Here is a 23139-nt window from a genome sequence, read left to right as displayed (position 1 = left end):
AGGAATTTTTCACTACATCGTCTTAACTTCATCGTAAAAATAGGCATCGAACATATGATGAATGCAGTGTACCATAATTTTGTTTTTTTAAAACATCTCTTTAAGGGAGTGAACAAAGCTAACTCTATTTTTTTAGAAAGGATGTGACAGTATGCGCTTTCACTTTAAACCAGCACCTGAACCAAATGATGTTTTCCCCCAACAAACTAGGCAAATGAAGAAAAGAAGTCTCTGGGGCGATGCTTTGTTACGTGTTTTAAAAAGTAAAACATCCTGTATTGGGTTATGTATCATTATCATTCTTACTTTAACAGCTATATTTGCTCCCCTCATAGCCACTCATAGCCCTACTGGACAGGATATTGTTAATCGCTACCAGTCCCCTTCTGCTGAGCATTGGCTTGGTACAGACGAGTTAGGGCGGGATATTTTTTCAAGAATTGTTTACGGAACAAGGATATCTATCCAAATCGGCGTCATTGCTGTTGGGATTGCGATGATCATAGGTGTACTGATCGGCAGTATTGCCGGTTATTTTGGACGGTGGATAGATCAAATTTTTATGAGGATTATTGATATTATGATGGCCTTTCCTAGTATCTTATTAGCCATTGCACTAGTAGCTGTATTAGGACCTAGTTTAACAAATGCGATGATAGCTGTTGGGATTGTAGGAATCCCTCAATTTGCCAGAATTGTTCGATCCGCTGTATTGTCGGTTAAGCAAACGGAATATATCGAAGCCTCAAAGGCAATCGGCGGCAAACATGGACGCATCTTATTTCTACATGTGCTGCCAAATTGTACCGCTCCTATGATTGTACAGGCTACGCTTAGTATCGGGACTGCTATTTTAGATGCTGCCGGATTAAGCTTTTTAGGATTAGGGGCACAACCGCCAACACCGGAATGGGGAGCGATGCTGACAGATGGTAGAGCAGCCATTCAAAATGCCCCTTGGGTAGTTGCCTTTCCTGGTTTAGCTATATTTTTCGTTGTACTTGGCTTTAATTTATTTGGTGATGGCCTTAGAGATGCGCTAGATCCTCGATTAAAGGCATAGAAAAACTATATTTGCCGTTAACATAGCTTGGATTGTTTTTGAAGTGCGAACTTGCTCCTGCACCCATAAAATTAGAAAAACTTGGCTTGTCGCCAAGTCTTTATGGCGAAAGCTATAGTTTTTCTTATACTATAAACCATAAAGTAGTGGAACAAAAGCCAGAAACGCTTGTCTAGCGACGAACCAAATTGGCGAGCTTCTGACAAGATAAAGTGAAACTTCATTCAGTAGGAGTTTTCTTCCATCTCCTACTGAATGTTAGTACCACAAGGGTATGACCTAAAGGCCTCCTGAACGAATCGGGCATTTAGGTACTGTTTATCCCACTTTGACTTTCTTCGTATTCTCCATAATTCTTGAAGCGAGGTCTACAGCACCTTACAGTGCTTAATGAACTTTCACATTTCTTGGTTCTCTTTTACCGGTCAATACGTTTGATTTTGTCAAGCTGTTGAAGCACTTCTTCATAATATGGGAGTCCCTCGTTATCTCCAACAACACGCACCACCATCGAACCTATCGTATTGGCAAAATGTAATATCTTGGTTAAATCCCAATTTTGTTGCAAGCCGTAGAGTACGCCTGCATTAAAGCCATCACCCGCTCCTACGGTATCAACAACTTTTATAGCTGGAACAGGAGCTGTCTCCACAATGTCTCCTTGATAATAACCGACTGATCCTTTATCAGCTTGCTTAACTGCTATAAAAGAAATTCCTAATTCCCTTGTTTTTTTAATAATCGATAACGGGTTTTTTTCACCAATAATTATTTCCATTTCTTCATCACCGGTGAGCAAAATATCGACCTTAGGTAAAAACTGTTCTAATACTTCTTTCGCTTTTTCCTTAGACCACATCCGCAAGCGAATATTTGGATCAAAAGAAACTTTTACATGATGCTTTTTAGCAAGATCAATGGCTTTTTCCATGACAGCAATATTTCGATCATCAATGGCTGGGTATATCCCAGTAAGATGCAGGATTTTTGCTCGTTTGATATAGCTTTCATCTAAATCATCCATCGTCATCGTTACCGTCGGTGATTTATCCCGATAATAAAACGTTCGAGTGCTGCCATCCTCCATTCTTTCTTTAAAATTCAGCGAGGTAGGATAACCATCAACTAAAGCTAATTGCGATATGTCAATACCTTCCCCGCGAATAAAATTACGGATATAGCAGCCAAACTCATCATTTCCAAGCCTGCTAATATATCCTGATTTCAGTCCTAATCGGGAGCAGCCAATAGCTACATTGAGTTCTGCACCACCAACTTGCTTTTCAAATGTATGAACAAACTTCAATGGTCCCGTAGATCCTGGATTAAATACGATCATTGCTTCGCCTATCGTTATAACATCCATCACATTTTGTTCCTCCGAATTTCTGCTAATCTATTGTATGATTTGTGATTACGTCGACAATCCCATTTCCTGCAACTAAAAGCCTATCGGTCATGTGGAGAAATAACCCTGTTTCCACTACACCAACTAATTGTTTCATTTGTTGATGTAATTGCTCCGGCTGAGCTATTGTTTGAAATAAGCAATCCAAAATATAATTACCATTATCAGAAATAAACGGATCACTTCCGTTTTTTCTTAATACAGGTGTACATCCATATGCAGCAATTCTTTCTGCTGTTTTTTCCCAGCCAAATGGTACGACTTCAACCGGTAATGGAAAAGCTCCTAGCTTAGACACTCTCTTTGCAGCATCAACAATAATAATAAGCTGATCAGCTGCTGCTGCTACAATTTTTTCACGTACAAGCGATCCACCGCCTCCTTTAATTAGCTGTAACTGTGAATCCACTTCATTGGCCCCGTCAATGGCAAGATCAATCTTCATCGTTTCGGAAAAATCAGTCAATGGAATACCTTTTTCTTTTGCTAGCTTTTCCGTTTTTATTGATGTAGGAATCCCTTCAATTTCTAACCCTTGACGAATTCGCTTTCCTAATTCATCTAACAGATAGTTCACCGTAGAACCTGTTCCTAACCCAATTGTCATCCCAGAATTAACATAGGCCACGGCAGCTTGTGCAGCTTCGCGTTTATCTCTATTTACATCATTCATTGTTCCACACTCCCACTCCTTAGTTCAACATTGTTGGGATAAAGAAAGCTACCTCAGGTAAAAAGGCTATAAATAATAAAACAAGTATAATAATAAACAAATATGGTAACACAGCAACAAAGGAGCGCTCTACTGATAAATCTCCAATCTTAGCCGATAATAACAGAACAAGACCATATGGCGGAGTTGCTAAACCAATAGCTAGTGTCATGACAACAATTAATCCTAAATGCACAGGGTCCATACCAAACTCAAGTGCTGTCGGCAAAATGATAGGTACAAATAAAATCATAGCAGGGATAGCATCCATAAATGTTCCAATAAATAAAAAGAAAACAATTACAATTAAAATAAACAGCCACTCTGTTCCAACATGATTTGTAAAAAACTCCTGAGCTATACTACCTAATTTATAATAACTCAGTAATTCTCCTAATGCACTTGCTGCAGCTAAAGCGAATAAAGATAGTGAGCTCAAAGCTAGTGTATCAAGTAATATTTTAGGTAAATCCTTTAATTTTAACGTCTTATAAATGAACATACTAATAAGGAATGTGTATAAAGAGGCAACAGCAGCAGCCTCTGTAGCTGTAAATAAACCAAAAACAATTCCTCCAATAATAATAATTGGGGTCAATAAAGCAGGTACAGAATCTAAAAACAATCTAATCAGTTGTTTCCATTCAGGTCGGTTTACTTTTGGAAAATCACGTCTTAGAGCCATAATATATACAAGGATCATCATCCCGATACCAATTAAAATTCCCGGAACAATCCCGCCAAGAAAGAGAGTTCCTATTGAAGCATTAGTAAGCCCGGCAAAAATAATCATAGGAATACTTGGTGGAATAATAACTCCTATAGTTGAAGAAGCGGCTGTTACCCCAACAGAAGTTTCTTTATCATAACCTTGTTTTTTCATACTGGGAATTAAAATTTTTCCAATTCCCGCTGCATCTGCTTGTGATGCTCCGGACACACCTGCAAACATCATCGAAACAAGTATGTTTGCATGAGCTAGTCCACCACGAATTGGGCCAACAATAGCTAACGCAAGTTCTATTAACTTTTCAGATATTTTACCCGTGTTCATTAAATTAGCTGCTAATATAAATAAAGGTACTGAGAGCAAAACAAATGAGTCTAGACCATTTACCATTTTCATAGGAAGGGTTGCCTCAGGAGTGTAAGGCATACCAAAAGCGCCTAAAAGTGCGACTATTCCGATTACAAAAGCTATAGGTACTCCTATTAGCATCAAAATAATAAATAGAGCGATTAATAGGAAGCCCATTATTGAAAAACCCCCTTATTCTTCCATGCATTAATATGACCTAAAAGATGCGACATTGAATAAATAATCATGGTACCTGCCATAATCGGAATAGCTAACCAAACATATCCCATTTTCATTTCTGGTATCGTTGCCCATGTATAATTCCAAAACACTGTTACCACTTGAATACCTAAAACGAACATAGCACTATTAAATAGTATTAGTATAAGATCATTCACAATGCTTATCATCAATCTATATTTACCTTTAAGTTTTCTGCTTAGTAGATCAAGCTTGAAATGTTCACGCCTATTGACCATTACAGATGCTCCCATAAAAATTGCCCAAATAAAAGAATAGTTCGCTACTTCTTCAGTCCATATTATGGAAACACCCATATATCTCGTTGTTATTTGCAGTATTATAATTAGAAAGAATATACTTAAAAATATAAGTCCAAGAATGATTTGCACTTTTTCTAGAAAATATATAAATTGTTTCACCATTATCCCCCTCTATTTAACTCCCTGTTCTCTTATGGCTTGCAGCATCTTTTCAGCATTTATTTCTTCTGCAAATGCATCTTGAATCGGCTCTGCTATTTTAATAAATTGCTCTCGATCAATCTGATTTACTATTGCCCCTTCCTCAATTGCTTGTTCTTTATAATCAATATCCTGTTTACTTGTCTCTGCTCTTTCAGCTTCAACAGAGGCTTTTGCTGCTTTTAGAATCAGTTCCTGTTGTTCATTCGAATAACTATCAAATTTTTCTCCATTGATTAATAGGAAACGTGTCGTAAAATCATGTGCTGTTTCTGTAATAAATTTTCCATTTGGTGTTTTATGATGTGAATGCTGTACAAAGAATGGATAAGCATTTTCAGAAGCATCGACAACACCTTGTTGTAATCCTTGATATAGTTCTCCCCATGAAATAGAGGATGGAATCGCTCCAGTAGCTTCCCAAAAATCTCCGATCACCCCTGAAGTCTGTGTACGGACAGACAAGCCTTGCAAATCATCCATAGAATTTAATGGTTTCTTTCCATAATAATGTCGAACTCCTGCTGACCAATAACCTAATAATCTAAACGAATTTTTAGACTTTTTGTTAATAACTTCGGCCATTTCTTTTCCAACACTTCCATCTACGACATTTAACCAATGATCATAATTTTTAAATAAGTATGGAGCAGAAAATAAATCAACTTCTCGAATACCTGTTTGAGTCATAAAACCTGGGGAAACAAGTATTACATCAGCTGCTCCTAATTGTAACTTTTCTACTAGTTCTGTCTCTTCTGTTCCTATTGTTCCTGCATGAATTTCAACTTCCACAGCTCCATTTGATTCTTGTTCTACAACTTCTTTAAACTTGAGCATACCGGTTTGAAATGGACTATCAGGTGTTGTTTGACTGTGAGCAGCAATAATCGTAATTTTAACATCGTCATCTGGATTACCATTATTAGAACAGGCCACCCCAAGGGAAAGCGCTATCATAATCAACAAATTAATTATATATTTAAAGTTTTTCACTAATCAATCTCCCCTCCCCCAAGCAGCAGAGTTATTCCGCTGCTCGTTTTATATATTCTCCTGCCGCTTTGCTTAACTGTTCATAGTCTGCTTCTGTTGTTAATGCCGGTACGTTAACAAGATTACTGCCAATTCCTACTGCTTTAGCACCTTGTTTTAAATAATCATTCATATTATTTAACGTTATGCCGCCAGTTACCATTGTTTCAATATGTGGAAGCGGACCTAAAATATTTTTAATATAGGAAGATCCTACTGTTTCAGCTGGAAAGATTTTCACCATGCTTGCACCATGTTCATATGCAGTCACAATCTCTGTTGGGGTTAACACTCCTGGTATCACAGGGATGCCATAACGATTCGCCAGCTTAAGTGTCGCTATATTTAATGTTGGCGAAACAATAAAATCCGCTCCTGCTAACATAACTAATCTTGCTGTTTCCGGATCAAGTACTGTTCCTGCTCCAATACAAATATCGTCTTTCATTTTTTCGTGTGCGACCGCAATAACGCTTGCTACATTGGGAGTTTCTGCAGTGATTTCTACTGCCTTTATCCCGCCAGCGGCTAAAGCTTGTAATATTGCAACAATATTTTTCTCATTTGCCTTTCTTATCACAGCAACTACTTTGGTTTCTTTAATAACTTTTACAGGTTCCATGTTACCTCTCTCCATTTCACTCTAAATTGGCATGTTCTTGCAATAATGCTTGTTCTGACGTTTGTTCGGGATACTGCCGTATTAAATAGGCAATGACAGCATCTAACACGATATGGGCAGCTTGATCAAATTGACTGCCCAACGGCTGAATAGTAATCGGCTCTGAGTTCAGCCGCTGTTTCGTAGCAGCCGGAACTTCTACAAGGCAATGCGTATACTTCGTAATTTTAGATCGCCGATTGGCAGTTACTAAAGCAACCTTCGCATGGATAGCCATTGCTTTTTCAGCAAAATACGTCAGTGTCCCTGTATTGCCAGAACCAGAAATAATTAATAATAAGTCATCAGACTCCATACTTGGGGTGATCGTCTCTCCAACAACATAAACAGAAAAACCACTATGCATCATTCGGATGGCAAACGCTTTTCCAATTAAACCTGATCTTCCTGTTCCTGCTACGAAGATAGATTTCGCCCGTTTTAGCTCTTCTGCTAATACCACTAGTTCATCTGAATTAACTGCTTGTAATACGTGAGTTACTTCTGATGCTATAGCATCTAGTGTTTTCCTCATTTTGCTTGTAAAATCCCCTTCCCTTAACAAGATTCTCTATTTATTAATTGTGGTGTAAAACGATAAACATTTGCTTTCAATCGTGCTTCTCTATTCTTTATTTGCCTAAATAGCAATTGAACAGCTTTTTTGCCCATTTCAAAAGTTGGTTGCGCAACTGTTGTTAATGCTGGGCGATAAAATGGAGCAAACACCACATCATCAATACCAATAATTGCCAATTCATCTGGAATGCGAACGTGATTATTCTTTATGTATTGCAGCAATTCAAACAGGACACGGTCATTTAAAGCAAGTATAGCTTCAGGTGGATCCGATAATGTCAATAGGTTTCTAATGATTTGCTGCATTTCAGAAAAATCGCCACTTGCTAAATATGCTTTGTTATAGGAAATACCATTGTTTGCTAATGCTGCTTTGTAACCTGCTATCCTCTCTAATCTCGGTGTTACTGGTTGCTGTAGTGGTGAGGAAATTATAGCTATTTTTTGATATCCGGAAGCAATAAATTGATCAACTGCTAATTGAGAAGCCTGATGATTATCCAGTAATACAGCATCCATGTCTATTTCTGGTACTAGTCTATCCATAAATACAAAAGGATATTTTTCATCAATTATTTCTTGATATAAATCTTTATTTTCGCTATTTGGAAAAGTAATAATTCCATCAACCTGCTTAGCACGTAACATGTCAATATAACCTTTTTCTTTTGCCGAATTGTCATCGGCATTGCAAACAATGACATGGAATTTTTCTTTATGACAATAATCTTCAATTGCCCGAATAATTTGCGTAGAAAAAACATGAAGAATATTTGCAACAATAACACCTATTGTCTTGGTAGATTTTTGCTTTAAACTTCTAGCGATGATGTTCGGCTGATAACCTAATTCCTTAATTGCTAATTCAATTCGTTTTTTGGTATCTTCCCCCATATAATCAAAACGTTTATTTAAGAATTGCGATACAGTACTTTTAGAAACATTTGCATATGCTGCTACATCAGCAATGGTGACTTTTTTCATTCGGTACTCCTTTTCCAATTACTAAATCGGTTTAGTAAATCGATTTATGGATAGTATAATTCATTTGTAAATGTTTTACAACTAAACACAGCTTGACCTTGAAAAGCGATTCGTTTGGTTTTCTTATAAGAATATGGAATCTTCCTTAGAAGCCCTTTTATCCCACTTCTAAAAATCCAGGCATGAACCCAATTTCATGGACATACATATAGATTAAGAAATTCTAATGGGGAGCTAATGAGATGGAAAATACAGTGACAATTAGTGAAGAAGAAGTGAAAAGATATTATATTTTACAGCAGGAGAAAAAAGAAATTGAGCATGAAATGAAACAATTAAAGAAAAAATTTCATCATTTTTTAGACGAATCAGCAGGTAAGAATAAAAGGGGGGAAATTCATCGCGGTGATTACTGTATCCAGCGGCAAATTCGCACTTCTATTTATTACACCCCTGAGATAACAGTAAGCAAATTAGAGGAAATGCAATTATCCGATTTTGTTATTACAGAAAAACGTCCAGACACCGAAAAACTGGAAGCAGCAATTAGGTTGGGGTTAGTAAATGAGGAGGACTTTGCTGACTGTAAAGACACAAAAATAACGCAGGCTATTGTTGCCAGAACCGCTAAATAAAATAGTAAAATTTAAGCGCTGATATGATGAAATTAGCACTTTTTTATAAACTATTTCTATGGAATATCATCATAGCAGATTTTCTTATTACTATAAGTGTATATTCAAAAAGAGAAGCATAATAGGAAGAAAGTTTTACTAAATGATATTTTTCCGAGCCAATTAGTTACGCCATAAATAATAGGGATTAAAAATAAACCGATGGCTAAATATGAAAGCTTAGTTTGCTACACTTCTTGTATTTCTCTTGAAGCCTAAAAACTTTACGACATCAAATAATCCCTCAGCTATCTTTAGGATGTTTTTTATTAAAAAGAGGAATTTTATATTTCTTTGGAAGTAATAATATAGTATGATACTTTAATAGATTTATAAAGTGATACATTCAGTAAGCCTTTTTACTTCGCCCCTGCTGAATGTTAGTAAATCGAACCGAGAATTTAGATGCCGTTATTCCTGTTTAGAATTCTCATATTCTCTATAACTCTGGAAGTGGGAACTTAGGCACCTTACGGTTGGAATAAAAGTATTGAACAAAAACAAAGGGAGAAGGGGATAATTTGCAAGTTAATCGTTTGCCAGCTCTTATTTTTACCATGAGTGTCTTATATATTTTTATTATTCCATTCGAACCTATCCAGTTAAAATTGTTTTTTAAATTAGTTCCAATGATCCTAATTATGATGTACGCCTTCTTGAAATTACCAAAGCAAAAAACAAAAACACATTGGCTGCTTTTGATTGGATTAGGCTTTTGCACCATTGGTGATGGGACGTTGCAGTGGTTTGTTGTCGGTCTTACAGCCTTTTTGATTGGTCATTTATTCTATCTTACCAGTTTTCTTTTCCAATGGAGATTTTCCAAATGGAGGATTGCATGTGTTCTCCCCATCATTATTTATTCCTGGCTGTTTGGAAGTAAACTTATCCAAGCACTTTCGAATTCTGGAGAACAAGCTCTCATTCTCCCTGTTAGCTTCTATATTATTGCCATAACTAGTATGGCTTGGTTTGCCATTATGACAGGAAATGGCTTTGTCATCCTAGGCGGTATCTTATTTGTTATTTCAGATTCTATTTTGGCATGGAATATGTTTGTTTCGCCTGTTAATTATGAACATGTACTCGTTATGTCTACGTATTATGCTGCTCAATTTTTCATTGCCCATAGCATCAGCAGTTTAGGTAAAAAGCAAACACGCATAGTTTGGTAAATAGAGAGATTGTAATTGTATTAGCACCTAATTCATTTAACTATCCTTACAAACGGCAACCACTATAAAGTGAATCTTCAATCAGTGGGGATGTTTCTTTTATCCCCCACGGATTGTTAGAATAATAAAATCGGACATTTGACTTGTAGTTGGATCCTCCACTTATCCTCCTAGGTTTCACCTCATTGCACGGAAGTGGAATTCTTACTGCCTACATGCGATGGTTATTCAAGAAGCTTTCCTTGTCCTTGAAAAAGAAGGACGCTTTTTCTGCGTGCGATGTATCGCTGGCGTAGCAACTCTGTCCTGTCAATCGAACGAATCGGGCACTTAAGCGCCGTTACCTCTTACTTAGACTTCTTCGTATTCTCTATCACTTTTGAAGTTAGAGTCTTACCGCAGCCATCTGGCTTTTTCCTAATTTTTTAAAAAGTATCTTGTGTTAATCAATAGCGATGTATATACTATTAACAGGTATTGCATAATATACAATAGTCAAATAAGGTGAATTTATTCTATGAAGACTTAAATTTAGGTTATTTATATCAAAATCATAAACGAATAAAAATCAATTAGGCTTTAGCTTTGTCATAATTATGAATGGATAGATGTATATCTTTCAATATTGAAAGGTAAATGTAAAGAAAAGCAAACGATCATTCTACTTTCTAGTGGTATGATTCATTTAGAAGTGATCCTATCGCAGCGCTACTTGGAAAAATACATCTTAAGTTGTACCTAGTTTTATTTCCTTTAGCCAATTAACAAAGGGATTTATAATTTATACAATAATTAAGTAGTTATAACATAATTGTAATTACCCAATTACACAAAATTGCTTTCTTGTTGTACTACTTACATTACTTTAACTAAAACTTTAGAAAGGAATTAAAATAATGAAAAAAATACTTGTAACGTCATTTTTATTTTTGGCTGGCTTAGCAGTTATGCTACTAGTTACGATCATTCAAAAATCTAGTATGTTAATTGCAAAAAAATGACCAAGCAATAACTTTAAATATACGGAGGTAACATAATGGCTAATGCAGCAATAGAATTAGTTAATTTGAAAAAAACGATCGGAAAAAAGGAAATCATCAAAGGGCTCTCCTTCTCTATTCAACCTGGGGAAGTATTCGGTTTTATTGGACCAAATGGTGCCGGGAAAACCACAACCATTCGCATGATGGTTGGATTAATCAGCATCACGGAAGGCGACGTTTTAATTCAAGGAAACAGCATTAAAACAGACTTTAAAAAAGCCATTCGTGAAGTCGGCGCGATTGTAGAAAATCCGGAAATGTACCCTTTTATGACTGGTTGGCAAAATTTAAAGCATTACGCTCGTATGATGCCGGGTGTTACAAAAGAACGAATGCAAGAAGTAGTCAAGCTAATGGGCCTTGAAAAGCCAATCCATGAAAGGGCTGGAAAATATTCATTAGGAATGCGGCAACGTTTAGGGATCGCTCAGGCATTGTTACATAAACCATCCGTATTAATACTTGACGAACCTACTAATGGGTTAGACCCGGCAGGAATTCGTGAAATGCGTGAGCATATTCGCAAGTTAGCCAAGGAGCAAAATGTAGCTATTATCATTTCGAGCCACTTGCTGTCTGAGATTGAACAAATGTGTGATCGTATCGGGATTATTAAAAATGGTAAGCTTATTAAGCTTCAACAAGTTGGAGAAGTAGAAAATGATAACCTGCTGCATCATCTGAAAGTAGCTCCTATGGATCAAGCAAAACAAATATTAAATGAACAACTCCAGTTAGAGGCAGTAGAATTAGATGGAAATCTATCATTCCGCTGTAAAAAAGAACAAATTCCTAAAATTATTACATGTATGGTTGAAAACAATTGCGCTATTTATCAAATAACAACAGCAAATGGTTCGTTAGAGGATCAATTCTTTGCACTGATTGGAGAGAATACAATTGAGTAGAATGATAAAGCTTATTCATAATGAACAAGTAAAAATATATACAAGAAAATCTACCTGGCTTATGTATCTCATCTTAGCCGGATTAATTTTCACTTTTGCCTTTACCATCAATTACTATGGTGTTCCGAATGAAAACTACCAAGGTGATAACTGGCGTCAAGAATTGAAAGAAGAAAATCAAAAATTAACAAAGGAAATGAAAAAAGACGAATTTGCAGCAAGCAATAATCCTTATCTTATCGAGAAAAACAATTATTATTTAGAACATGATATTCAACCAGCTACTTATGACGCCTGGCAGTTCGTTGGAGAAAACGCTGGGTTATTAATGGTTGTCAGTCTATTAGTGATTATTATTGCCGCGGGAATAGTTGCTAACGAATTCCGGTGGGGAACCATTAAGCTGCTACTCATTCGCCCAATTAAAAGAAGTGGCATCCTGCTTTCCAAATATATTGCAGTTTTATTATTCGCATTATATACGCTTATGTTTCTCTTTATCGCGGCATGGCTAATTGGAGCAATCTTCTTTGGGGTTAGCGAAATAGACGCTACCATTGTTAAAGATGCTAAAGATGGTTTTACATCTATTCCCTTAATAAAAGATATATTCACCAATTATAGTTTTCGACTAGTGGATCTTCTTATGATGACCACCTTAGCATTTATGATTTCAACCGTGTTCCGTAATAGCTCCTTAGCAATCGGTGTTTCACTGTTTTTATTGATGAGCGGATCTTCTATTGTTCAGATGCTTGCAGATAAAGAATGGGTAAAATACATTTTGTTCGCTAATACGGATTTAAGACAATACGTCGGAGGGAACTCGCCAATTATTGAAGGGATGACATTAGGCTTTTCCATTACCGTCTTGATTGTCTACTATGTTGTTTTTATATTGACTTCTTGGATCGTGTTTATAAAACGAGATGTTGCAGGACAATAATTATAGATTTCTAAGGAAGAGAGTTGCTTTCCTATCCCCTGCTCTCTTCTTTTTTTAATCGGCTATCTTAGTTTACAAAATAAAAATGGAACCTTTCTAAATCTGGAATTACTCATCTAATTATTCCAAGTCAACATACCTCATTTGTCTAGGAAATGATTCCCAGTACTACATGGTGAATATTTCATTTGAAAGTAGCTTCACGTCTAGTTGCAGCGCTCAAGCTATAGTAAACCTTCAATATTGGTTCCTCACATCCCCAATAGCATACGATATTGCCAAAAATCAAGGTGTTCGATCTTGATCTTGAATGTCGTGAACTTTACAACCTGAATTACCACAATAGGGGCATGAAAATTCAGCACCAGATCTATACTCTATATAGATGTGTAATGTCTTTTCTTCTTTAGCTAATTCATAGTGAAAAACATACCATGGTTCAGGTATTTCTAATGCAGACTGGAATACATGATACTTTTCTTGAAATTCTTTCATAAAGCTCTTAGCTCCTAGAATATTATAATAGTTTTTATCTAGTATAGACAGCTTTATGAAACATTAGACTAAACACTAAACAGCGAGGAAGCAATTATATGCTTTCAATGCATTCGCTCCAAGGAGGTTCGTAATTTACTAGTCTTTTTTCATATCTTTATCTAATTTTTCAGCAATAGCATACGCTATTGTTTGAACAAGAACCATTCCCATTAAAATCCAAAAAGCATTCCTGATACCAATAGTAACATTAAGAACTAATAAAATTAAGTATAAACAGAGAAAAAAATATTTAACTTTTTTAACATTCGTGTATATTGCATTATTCTGAATATTCTGTTATTGTAAAAATTAATTATAATAAGGGGGTTAGGAATTTATGAAGAAAAAGTTAAAGTTTAATGTAATCGCTTTACCGCTGGTTTTGCTTCTTTTATTTAGTAGTTTACCATTGTCAGAAGTATCTGCCCAGAAAAGTAGGGGATCCATTTGAAAAACAAGAACTTTGAAGATTTGCCAATAACACCTCATATTGAATTTGAACATTTTCTATTCTTATTGAAACAAGGAAGAGAATTTGAGTTCTTTTATAATAATAAAAAGTATTTTATTCCTAATTACAAAGAAAGAAGAGTTTTATTAGCCGAAGAAGGAGAAAATTTGACCCCATATATCAAAAATGAAGAGGAGTTTGTAGAAAAACCTAAAATAGATGGATTAACACTAACAAAACTTTTTCAAAATCAAAATGATTAAGTGGAAATAGGAACTGTTTTTTAAAAAGGATTTTATGACATCAACCTTTTAAAAAGAAAAAAAACAGAAGATTGGTAAAAAATTTAATGATTGTGGACACTTCTACTACTTACGATTTGGTAGAAGTCTTTTTTTGTAAAGGTAAGTCATGACTAAACCAGTAATAATTATAGTAAGTAAGTTTGTTATACCAGGGGCAAAAGAATGTCAGAATTATATTTAGTATAAGGACAAAAAAACGGTTCACCACCTTTGGCAATGCAAGATGTTATTCCCTTTATTATTTGAAAAAAATGAACTTTTTAGCAACTCCCCTTATATGTGACAAAATTGAAAGCTGATTGTAAGAAAAAACAAACTAATAATATCCTTCTCCCATGTTACTATTTGTGTGGATTGAATATTGTCGCCCAACTTCATCGCTTAAAACTCAGTTTTATGTAAACATAAATTTCATTAAGCCAATCATGCTTGTAGGGAGAATTACATACATGGAAGTAATTACGGATACGTGGACAACCATTCAGTATTTAATACTGGGGCTAGTACAAGGAATAACTGAGCCTCTCCCCATTTCTTCCAGTGAGCATATTGTTATTATTCGGGAATTGTTTTGAATTGAAACAAAAGGGATCTCCTTTGAAATATTTGCAAATTTACTTCCCTATTAACTATTATACTGATTTGCCGCCATGATATCATCGGTTAAATCGAGTAGAGAGGAAAGTTAAATAACTTTCCATCCCTCACGTATTAGCTGTCTATATTGTTTTTGCACTTAAAACAGCAGTTTCCAAATTGAATTTAATGATACACTGTAAAATTGGTATTATCCATTTGTTTTGTTTAATGAATATCAGAATATACATGTTCTCTAATTGTGTATCCAGAATAGCCATACTCATTTAAACTCGTTCTTCCGTAGAATGACGTAGTTAATCAAAATTATAATTAATAAAATATTCATTTGGAAAAATATAGTTTTAAACTCTGGAACAAAACAGTTTTTTTCAATACTAATTATATTCACAATAGGTCCTAAGCTGGTATCTATAAAATGAAAACTAGCAATATCGTAAATAATTATAAAAAAAACTGTCAAAATGTATGCTCGATTGAACTTATTAGTTAATAATTGAAGGGTTAGAATTGCTAAAAAAATCAATAATGCCCCCATTATAAATGAAAAGGAATGAGGTAATAATAGTTTAAGTATTGGAGAAAATCCAGTACCATTTTTCAACCTAATAAAGCTAAGAACCGAGTATATGGTTATAAGTAAGAGATAATGAAATAATAAAATAATTATAGTATTAATTAACTGTAATAAATACCAGTTTAATCTTGTCCCAGCTCTTAGAAGCACATAATGTTTAAAACTCTTTTGATGGAGTGGATTAATAATCAATGGATACAAAGTTATTGTTAATAGTATAATATTGTTTAAATAGCGAATTAAATTAAAATTATCTATTCTCGTAGTAATGTATTTAAAAAATTCAAATTGTGAAGTCGGAATATCGTTTATTTCGGAAAACTGAAAAAAGCTAAACAGTTGAAGGAGGGCTATTATTAAATAGCATAAGATAATAAGCAACAAATACTTCCAGCGAAAATAATGTTTAAGTGAGAGGGCGGACATCCACAAATAAGTTCCCTTCTTTCATACTCTAAAGTTCTAGCTTTTTAAAGCTATTTAAAGTAAAGATACCAATAACTATTATCATTATAATCATGTATGTTATAGAATATAGACTGTTAAAAAAATGAATTGGAATCCCGAAAGGAGAATACATATATTGAAGTCCATATATATATTGAGTAAATGGTAATGTTATTATGCCTAAACTAGTTGTCACATAAAATGCATTATGAAGATAACCAAGTATTACAATAAATCCTACAGCAACTATTCTATTAAATAAAATGGAAAAAAACACTGAAATAAATCCTATCATAATAAGACCTATTATAAACCTAAGAATAATATTGAAAGATATAATAAAGATAGATCTATCATTATATTCTGCCTCTAAAAATATATAATGATAAATTTCCCCTCTAACTGGAACACCAATTATAATCCAAGTAATGATAGATATACCAATTGTCATAAAAGTAAAAAGAATAGCTAAGAATACAATTAGTTTATATTTCGTTATTAAATAATCTTTTCTGTTACTATACCTAGGTAGTATATAACTTATAAAATTATTATTAATATCTGCTACGATTAAATCAGATGTTAATAGAGAAAATAACACTGGAAATATAAAAAACATGAAAAATTGAGGTGCATTAAGCATACCAAATAAATAATCAACTACTGTTAATATGGCCCCATCAGGAATTAATTCAGACAAATTCATGAACATATATACTTGATTTTTAGCAAATAAGGCAGCCAAAAATATTATAATAGAAACAATAGTTAGTTTTATCCAGTTTGCTCTTATCCATTGATAAAATTCAAAATTTATCATTTCATTACTCCTGAATTATTTCATATATAATGTTTTGTTTATTTAGCTTATTTAAAAATGCCTGACTGCTGTTTTTTGATATTGGTACTATCATAACTGTTTCATCATCTGAACTTGTATCCATATAACTTTCTGGTTTCAATTTAAGGATATTTATAATGTCTTCTGATTTATTTATTTTTATCTTTAAATTAATATAAGTTTCTTCCTCAAAGAGTAGATGATTTTCAATTTTAAATACTCTATCACAAAACTGTATTATTTCATTGTCATTATGTGAAACAAAAATAATTGATGAATCATTCTTTTTAGCATCCTCTACTAAAGCAGAGAATAACTGTACCCCTTCCTTATCTAAACCATTAGTAGGTTCATCAAGTAATATTAATGAAGGTTTTTCCATAAAAGCTTGTGCTAAACCCAACCTTTGTCTCATACCTAATGAATATGCACGAACCTTTTTTTTACTTTGTGGGTCTAGCCCTACTTTATTCATGGTGTTTTCAATATCTTTCTTGTTGATATAATTTTTTATTTTAGAAAGATGGAAAAGATTATTAAATCCTGACCAATAGGGTAAGAAATGAGGTGTCTCGATTAAGGCAGCAGTATCTTTAGCTAAATTACCAGTAAATCCTGGTATTAACTTTTCCCCGAATACATAAATTTCCCCTGTAGTTGCATAACTTAGACCAGCTGCTAATCTGAGAATAGTAGTTTTACCAGATCCATTGGTCCCGATAATACCCACCGTTTCTCCTTTATAAATGGAGAAATTTACATCTTTAAAGATTGTATTATTAGAGATTCTTTTTGTGACATTTTTAAATTCAATTGCGATGTTCGTATCCATTTAATTTAACCTCCAATCATTATTAGATGAGTTTTTCTCTCTTATATTTTTTATTGAATACTAAAATAGTTAATAAAGCTATTATAATAGTTAATATGATCCAATAAATTAGAACAACCCACCATGAATACTCTATAGTGATATAATCACCCGACATGACAAGTGGCGATAATGAATAAAGTGCATAACTTAAGTTTGAATCATAAATTAATGGTGCCGACATTAATGTTTCAGAGAGGCCAATAAATAGAATATAAGGCGCTAGTATAGCAGCATATAGATTATCTAAAATTACTGAAAGTAATATACTTAAAGTTCCCATAAAAAAAGCCATAGCGGAACTATTTAAGATAAGAATTAAACAATACAAAAGTGGTGAATTCAAGTAAATATTTTCGGCAAAATAAGGTACAGTACCGCTCGGGTCAGGTAAGTTTACAGGAAAGACAATTAATGTATAACTTAATAATAAAATTTGGGATAGAGCCATAATCAAAGCACTACAAATTCCTATAGATATTATTTTACTTCTAATATATGTAATTATATCTGTTCTCATTATGGAAAACATTAGGTAGCTAGAATTTCTTTCACGTATAAATAAATCTCCTGTTGCTATAGCTACCAATAGTGGTAAGAAGACAAATAAAAAACCAGATCCCCCGCCTTGAGCAGATACAAAATAATGAAATGCAGGGGATGGTATATAATAGGGATTTCCAATTGGCTCTTCACTTTTAAGGAATTCATAATTTAATAATGAAATAACAAAAAATAAGATTATTGCTATCCAAACGGATTTTTTGGTTATTAGTGAATGAAGATCCATTTTTATCATTCTACTTATCATTTCAAATTCCTCCTGCATTGATAGAGTTGATTACCGTATTAGATAATCAACTCTATTATGAATAAATACTTTTAAATTACTATGGTCGCCATGATAGAACAACTCTATTAGTTTTTTGATTAATAATAGATGATCTAAAAGCAGCTTTTATTGTAGTACCCTTCATATTACTCTTGTGTGTTCGAGTGTCTGTTTGATTTTTTTTGTGTGTTTGATTGCTTGTTACCCTTGACTTATCTGAATTGGCGATATGAGATACAACATCATATTTTGGCTTAGTGACTTTAGTCTTTTGTGAATTGGCTGTAGCTTTCCTTGATACACTATACCAAAAGCCATTTCGCGGCAAGGTAATAGTAGAAGTATACCAAGTTGCTGCAGCAACCATGTCATTTGCTAAAAGTAAAACGGAGAAACCTAGTAATAATGTTGCTATTAACTTTTTGAATTTCATAGTTTTTCACCTCCTTCCAAACATATAAAGAGGTCACTCAAACTACATTAATTTAGTTTTAATAACCTTACTACATTAATGTAGTTTAATCAAGGTTATTTTAAATAAATTAAATCTATTCAAAACAATTAAAAATATAGTTTAATAAAATTGTTTATTAATATAGAAACACTTTATATAATTAGGAAAATTCGCCACATTAATCACTACTACAATGGTATAGTCCTATTTTAGACTATGCCATTGTAGTGTTAATATGCAAATCGAAAATAATAAATCCCAATTAATTAAGATATGAATCTAAAGAATATCTATTACCCATATCCTTTAAAATAAAGTAGATCATACAAACTAATAATAAATTATCACCTCCGCCTCCTATAAAAAAGTTTCCTGAAGTTATAGAGTGAAAAGAGAAAATGTTTAAAAATGATACAAATCTAGTTTTAAAACCAATTAAAAAACATAGTGACAATAATAAACCAAAATGAAAGATGAATTTAAAGTAATAAATATTATCTGATAAAGTATATAAATTAAACAATTCACTGAAACTATCATTTGTAACAAGACCATTATCGAACCACAAAAAATGTCTTTGATGATAGTGAACTAAGTAATAACTTAACATCACAGAACCTAATCCAATCCTTGCTAAACTAGGACCTATCGTAAAACGTTCTTTAGATATATAGTTTACAATTTTAGTAATCGTAATATTCACTTGTGAGACACGTTTCCCTCCAGAATCTGCCACAAGGAGATACGTCTTCTTCTTTGAGCGAGTGTGGGGATTCCCAAATATCGGGCATCCAATAGTCGCCAACACACTTCAACATCCTTCCCTCGGACCATTCTTGCGTTTGCCCATTCTCCAGAAGCAGGCATTGGAATATCGGTTTTTGTGAACGACTCCAACACGGCTTTAAAATCCAGCCGGTTATTTGATGAAAAAGCTCCCATGACGTTTTCTCAAACAGTGATAACTGGATATAATCCATTGGTTGTATACCTCATTTCTTCAATAATTCGTATTGTATGGTAGAACAACTGGACTGACTTCATGCAAGACCTTCTCGCTTACCGATATTCTATAAGTTCTGACAAGGCGAACCAAAGGTAATGACATGAACAGGTGGTATTTCTCCACCATCTATTTTTGTAATATCTTCCAGATGGAGCATATGAGAGAAGTGACGTTTTGTAATAGATACAGGCGCTTTCTCTATTTCACTTACCCATGTTGGGATAATTCCGTAACGAGAACCAACTAGAGGAAATACTCCAATTCCATCAAATAAACTTCCTATTTTTAATCCTATATGATGTGTTTCTTCCATCATTTTTTCACCTCTTACTTTGAAACACTTAATAACACCATTTGTCGATAAAATACTGTTCAAATGACGTTTAAGGTGTAATTATAGATATGTTTAATTGTCTTTAAATTTTGTAAAACCTTGATTGGCAAGTCTTTTTTATTTTCAACTCATCTGCAGTATTGTGTACTTATTCGCTAAAATGTACTTTTATTATGCCTATAGATAGCTGTTAGTTAGGTACAACGATCATAGAAATTCCTGAGTTTATAAAAAGTCCAGAATTTAGTGCATTGTTAATTCCTATCTAGTTGCTTTCTTTGCTTCATTTATAGCTACTTAAATGGCTTAAAAACATGATTGCTAAAGGTAATTTAGGTTATTTGTTATACTTGTTATTCTATTTCTATAAAGCCTTGATCAACTGCAAAAGGAAACGGTTTCGTTTATGCATTGATTTTTCCTAATAATGGTGTTATGATAACAGTAATAATAAATATTCGATCACATGTTACTAATCCGATTAGGCATGGTGGTATAATAGAGTGGCTATTGTGACTCTGTATACTACCATGCCTTTTTTGCTAAAACTAAAAAAACATACTCCCTTAGTCACAAAATAGTAAAATTAAACTCAGAATAGCAAGGAGTGCAAGAAATGTTAAAGAACCTATTCAAAAAATCAAAAGAACAAGCTATCTATGCACCATTAAACGGAGAAATAGTTCCATTAGAAGAAGTACCTGATCCTGTTTTTAATCAGAAAATGATGGGGGAAGGAATTGCAATTATCCCAAGTGAAGGAAAACTACTTTCACCGATAGATGGAAAGGTTGTACAAATACCGGAAACAAAACATGCAATTGGCCTTACTACAAACGATGGTACGGAAGTCCTGATTCATGTAGGATTGGAAACGGTTAGTTTAAAAGGGGAAGGGTTTGAACTAAAAGTTGCTGCAGGCGATACGGTAACTAAAGGGCAACCACTGATGGAAATTGACTTAGATTATATTAAACAACATGCATCTAGTATCATTACGCCGATTATTATTACAAACAGCAATGAGCGAAAGCTTACATTTACAGAGGAAAAACTAAGTGTTGCAAGTGAAACCGTCATTATGAATGTAACTGCTTAAGCTTAATTATAAATTACTGTATGTATGGCAAATAATGTTTAGTTTGCGCTTTTTCAACAAATGCAAACACTTGATTAGCAACTGGTCGAACCGTCCTCTTATCGGGGCGGACGACGTTGCCTTCCTAAGAAAGTTGCTAATTTTGTCGATATTTATTTTGACTTTAGGAGATTCCGTTTGCTGTCTTTCCACACCGGTCTTGAAATCCCTGGCTTTCCTTAAAAACCGGCTAGTATCAAATTTCTGGTGTAGCAATTTAGGTGCATTTATACATAAAGTGAGCTTTCTTCAGTAGGGATTTTCTCTCATCCGACTATTGATAGAATATTAGAAAAACTTGGCTTATCGCCAAGTCTTTAGCGAAAGCTGTAGTTTTTCTTATACTATAAACCATAAAGTTTTATATTTTCCTATAAGTCCTTGAAAAAGAAGTACTCTTTTTCTGCGTGCGGTGTAGTGCTGTCTTAGCTTTCCTTGTCCTTGAAAAAGAAGAGCCCTTTTTCTGCGTGCGGTGTATTGCTGTCGTAGCTTTCCTTGTCCTTAAAAAAGAAGAACGCTTTTTCTGCGTGCGATGTCTATTAACGAATCGTGGTCCGTAATCTCCAACTTAGATCTTCGTATACTCTAAACTCTTAAACTGGGAGTCTTACGCACCTTAGATACGGGATAAAACTAACTGTTTTTTGGATAACGTATTATCTCACGTTAAAATTTTCTTTTGTATGCAAATTGAATACGGTAACATAGCTAATCAATAAAATTTCTCCTAGGTAAAGTTGAAGCATGTACTATCCGCAATTTATTCTGCGTAAAATTAAATATCATAGATCCCTGCAACTACAGACAAGAATACAGGCAATCTAAAGGAGGTGACCTCCGGTGAGAATTACAAAAATCTTAAATAATAACGCAGTAATCGTAACAGACGACAAGCAGGAAAAAATCGCAATTGGTGCTGGTGTCGCCTTTAATAAAAAGAGAAAAGATATTGTTAATCCAGCAAAAATTGAAAAATTATTTGTACTAAAAGAAAATGAAAAATTGCAGGAGTTGATTATGCGAATCCCGGAAGAACACTTGCTAATATCAGAAGAAATTATCGCTTATGCAGAAAAGCAATTAGGTACCAATTTGAATGAGCATATTCTTTTAGCACTGACTGATCATCTCTCATTTGCTATTGAACGAAGCAAAGAAGGAATTCACTTAAAAAATAAGCTTCTGCAAGAAATTAAAATTATGTACCGAGAAGAATTCAATATTGGACTTTGGGCGATTAATCACGTAAAAGACAAACTAAATATGGAACTGCCTACCGATGAAGCAGGCTTTATTGCCCTTCACATCCACACAATGAAAATCAAAGGAGGTGATTTACATGAAACGGTAAGACAAACAGCGATTGTAAAAGACATGATCGAAGCAATTCAGGATGATTTAAACATGACCTTTAATGAAGGTGCAATTGCTTATGAACGATTAATGACCCATTTAAGGTTTGCCTTGAATAGAGTAAATCACTGTGAAGCTCATTCCTTAGATGAAGAAATGCTAGCGATGATTAAAAAAAAGTTTAAACGATCTTACCGTTGTTCCGTTAACGTAGCAAAAGAAGTTGCTGCAAATCATGGAATTGAGCTGCCTCCTGAAGAATTAGGCTATATAACATTGCATATCGAACGCCTTAAAAAATACCAATAATACAAGCTGATTTTGTTCCTTTTTAAGTTGGTAGCGTTTTCATTTAAATTACTACTATTATGTCATTACTGTATCATTCAGGCCTTCGTTCATAACAATTATAAGGAGGAATTTTAT

General features: G+C 34.0%; 24 protein-coding genes. 9 read left to right on the top strand and 15 right to left on the bottom strand.

All coding sequences use genetic code 11. The features are described 5' to 3' along the window. The first annotated feature begins 151 nt into the window (after window positions 1–151). A complete protein-coding gene (nikC, locus tag KQI21_RS06965) occupies window positions 152–1063 on the top strand; it encodes a nickel transporter permease (protein WP_216483486.1) in 912 nt (303 codons plus the stop codon). Window positions 1064–1481: 418 nt separating this feature from the next. On the opposite strand, the gene KQI21_RS06960 is transcribed toward nikC, so the two are convergent. The 8 genes from KQI21_RS06960 to KQI21_RS06925 are packed head-to-tail and all read right to left on the bottom strand — an operon-like array spanning window position 1482 to window position 8224. Beyond that, a complete protein-coding gene (locus KQI21_RS06960) occupies window positions 1482–2432 on the bottom strand; it encodes a sugar kinase (protein WP_216483484.1) in 951 nt (316 codons plus the stop codon). A gap of 22 nt (window positions 2433–2454) precedes the next feature. Further along, entirely contained in the window at window positions 2455–3144 is a 690-nt protein-coding gene (rpiA, locus tag KQI21_RS06955) for a ribose-5-phosphate isomerase RpiA (protein ID WP_216483482.1), read from the bottom strand. 19 nt (window positions 3145–3163) lie between these two features. Then, a complete protein-coding gene (locus KQI21_RS06950) occupies window positions 3164–4438 on the bottom strand; it encodes a TRAP transporter large permease (protein ID WP_216483480.1) in 1275 nt (424 codons plus the stop codon). Beyond that, entirely contained in the window at window positions 4438–4926 is a 489-nt protein-coding gene (locus KQI21_RS06945) for a TRAP transporter small permease (RefSeq protein WP_216483479.1), read from the bottom strand. The genes KQI21_RS06950 and KQI21_RS06945 overlap by 1 nt, the downstream gene beginning before the upstream one ends. Before the next feature lie 9 nt (window positions 4927–4935). Further along, window positions 4936–5961, bottom strand: coding sequence for a TRAP transporter substrate-binding protein (locus KQI21_RS06940; protein ID WP_309245517.1), 1026 nt, complete (start codon window positions 5959–5961; stop codon window positions 4936–4938). 31 nt (window positions 5962–5992) lie between these two features. After that, window positions 5993–6622 carry a bifunctional 4-hydroxy-2-oxoglutarate aldolase/2-dehydro-3-deoxy-phosphogluconate aldolase gene (locus KQI21_RS06935; protein WP_216483478.1) on the bottom strand — a complete coding sequence of 210 codons (630 nt, stop codon included), beginning with the start codon at window positions 6620–6622 and terminating at the stop codon, window positions 5993–5995. Between the two features lie 16 nt (window positions 6623–6638). Further along, on the bottom strand, window positions 6639–7196 hold the full coding sequence (hxlB, locus tag KQI21_RS06930) for a 6-phospho-3-hexuloisomerase (RefSeq protein WP_216483476.1): 558 nt from the start codon (window positions 7194–7196) through the stop codon (window positions 6639–6641). Between the two features lie 23 nt (window positions 7197–7219). Then, a complete protein-coding gene (locus KQI21_RS06925; RefSeq protein WP_216483475.1) occupies window positions 7220–8224 on the bottom strand; it encodes a LacI family DNA-binding transcriptional regulator in 1005 nt (334 codons plus the stop codon). Window positions 8225–8466: 242 nt separating this feature from the next. Here KQI21_RS06925 and KQI21_RS06920 point away from each other — a divergent pair, with 242 nt between their 5' ends. The 4 genes from KQI21_RS06920 (at window position 8467) to KQI21_RS06905 (ending at window position 12970) form a co-directional block, all read left to right on the top strand. Continuing rightward, window positions 8467–8859, top strand: a complete 393-nt coding sequence (locus KQI21_RS06920) for a hypothetical protein (RefSeq protein WP_216483473.1) — start codon at window positions 8467–8469, stop codon at window positions 8857–8859. Between the two features lie 560 nt (window positions 8860–9419). Then, on the top strand, window positions 9420–10073 hold the full coding sequence (locus tag KQI21_RS06915; protein ID WP_216483471.1) for a lysoplasmalogenase: 654 nt from the start codon (window positions 9420–9422) through the stop codon (window positions 10071–10073). A gap of 1036 nt (window positions 10074–11109) precedes the next feature. Further along, entirely contained in the window at window positions 11110–12024 is a 915-nt protein-coding gene (locus KQI21_RS06910) for an ABC transporter ATP-binding protein (RefSeq protein WP_216483470.1), read from the top strand. Window position 12025: 1 nt separating this feature from the next. Next, entirely contained in the window at window positions 12026–12970 is a 945-nt protein-coding gene (locus KQI21_RS06905) for an ABC transporter permease (protein ID WP_309245521.1), read from the top strand. 285 nt (window positions 12971–13255) lie between these two features. Here KQI21_RS06905 and KQI21_RS06900 read toward each other — a convergent pair whose 3' ends face one another. After that, window positions 13256–13465: a hypothetical protein gene (locus tag KQI21_RS06900; RefSeq protein WP_216483467.1), complete on the bottom strand. Its 210-nt coding sequence runs from the start codon at window positions 13463–13465 to the stop codon at window positions 13256–13258. Window positions 13466–13954: 489 nt separating this feature from the next. On the opposite strand from KQI21_RS06900, the gene KQI21_RS06895 reads away from it, so the two are divergent. Next, the gene (locus tag KQI21_RS06895) at window positions 13955–14221 is read left to right on the top strand and encodes a hypothetical protein (protein WP_216483466.1); all 267 of its coding nucleotides are present in this window, start codon (window positions 13955–13957) and stop codon (window positions 14219–14221) included. A 491-nt stretch (window positions 14222–14712) separates the two neighbouring features. Continuing rightward, on the top strand, window positions 14713–14838 hold the full coding sequence (locus tag KQI21_RS16395) for an undecaprenyl-diphosphate phosphatase (RefSeq protein WP_301281737.1): 126 nt from the start codon (window positions 14713–14715) through the stop codon (window positions 14836–14838). 1053 nt (window positions 14839–15891) lie between these two features. Here the strand turns inward: KQI21_RS16395 and KQI21_RS06885 are convergent. The 6 genes from KQI21_RS06885 to KQI21_RS16090 all read right to left on the bottom strand — a co-directional run bounded on the left by KQI21_RS06885 (window position 15892) and on the right by KQI21_RS16090 (window position 20204). After that, window positions 15892–16704, bottom strand: coding sequence for a hypothetical protein (locus KQI21_RS06885; RefSeq protein ID WP_216483464.1), 813 nt, complete (start codon window positions 16702–16704; stop codon window positions 15892–15894). A gap of 4 nt (window positions 16705–16708) precedes the next feature. Further along, window positions 16709–17557 (bottom strand): ABC transporter ATP-binding protein, encoded by an 849-nt coding sequence (locus KQI21_RS06880; RefSeq protein ID WP_216483462.1) that lies wholly within the window; start codon window positions 17555–17557, stop codon window positions 16709–16711. A 22-nt stretch (window positions 17558–17579) separates the two neighbouring features. Further along, on the bottom strand, window positions 17580–18407 hold the full coding sequence (locus KQI21_RS06875; protein ID WP_216483460.1) for a hypothetical protein: 828 nt from the start codon (window positions 18405–18407) through the stop codon (window positions 17580–17582). A 79-nt stretch (window positions 18408–18486) separates the two neighbouring features. Next, on the bottom strand, window positions 18487–18861 hold the full coding sequence (locus tag KQI21_RS06870; protein WP_216483458.1) for a hypothetical protein: 375 nt from the start codon (window positions 18859–18861) through the stop codon (window positions 18487–18489). A 283-nt stretch (window positions 18862–19144) separates the two neighbouring features. Next, a complete protein-coding gene (locus tag KQI21_RS16095; RefSeq protein WP_253291349.1) occupies window positions 19145–19687 on the bottom strand; it encodes an HTTM domain-containing protein in 543 nt (180 codons plus the stop codon). Between the two features lie 265 nt (window positions 19688–19952). Continuing rightward, window positions 19953–20204 carry a DNA cytosine methyltransferase gene (locus KQI21_RS16090; protein ID WP_253291348.1) on the bottom strand — a complete coding sequence of 84 codons (252 nt, stop codon included), beginning with the start codon at window positions 20202–20204 and terminating at the stop codon, window positions 19953–19955. Window positions 20205–20838: 634 nt separating this feature from the next. Between KQI21_RS16090 and KQI21_RS06860 the strand changes: the two genes are divergently transcribed. Together KQI21_RS06860 and KQI21_RS06855 are read left to right on the top strand one after the other, a co-directional pair. Further along, a complete protein-coding gene (locus KQI21_RS06860; protein ID WP_216483456.1) occupies window positions 20839–21321 on the top strand; it encodes a PTS sugar transporter subunit IIA in 483 nt (160 codons plus the stop codon). Window positions 21322–22200: 879 nt separating this feature from the next. Further along, window positions 22201–23022: a PRD domain-containing protein gene (locus KQI21_RS06855; protein ID WP_216483455.1), complete on the top strand. Its 822-nt coding sequence runs from the start codon at window positions 22201–22203 to the stop codon at window positions 23020–23022. The last annotated feature ends 117 nt before the right edge of the window (window positions 23023–23139 follow it).

Source organism: Virgibacillus proomii (assembly GCF_018916875.1).
Classification (GTDB): Bacteria; Bacillota; Bacilli; order Bacillales; family Amphibacillaceae; genus Virgibacillus; species Virgibacillus proomii_B.
This window is presented reverse-complemented; position numbering and strand designations above follow the sequence as displayed.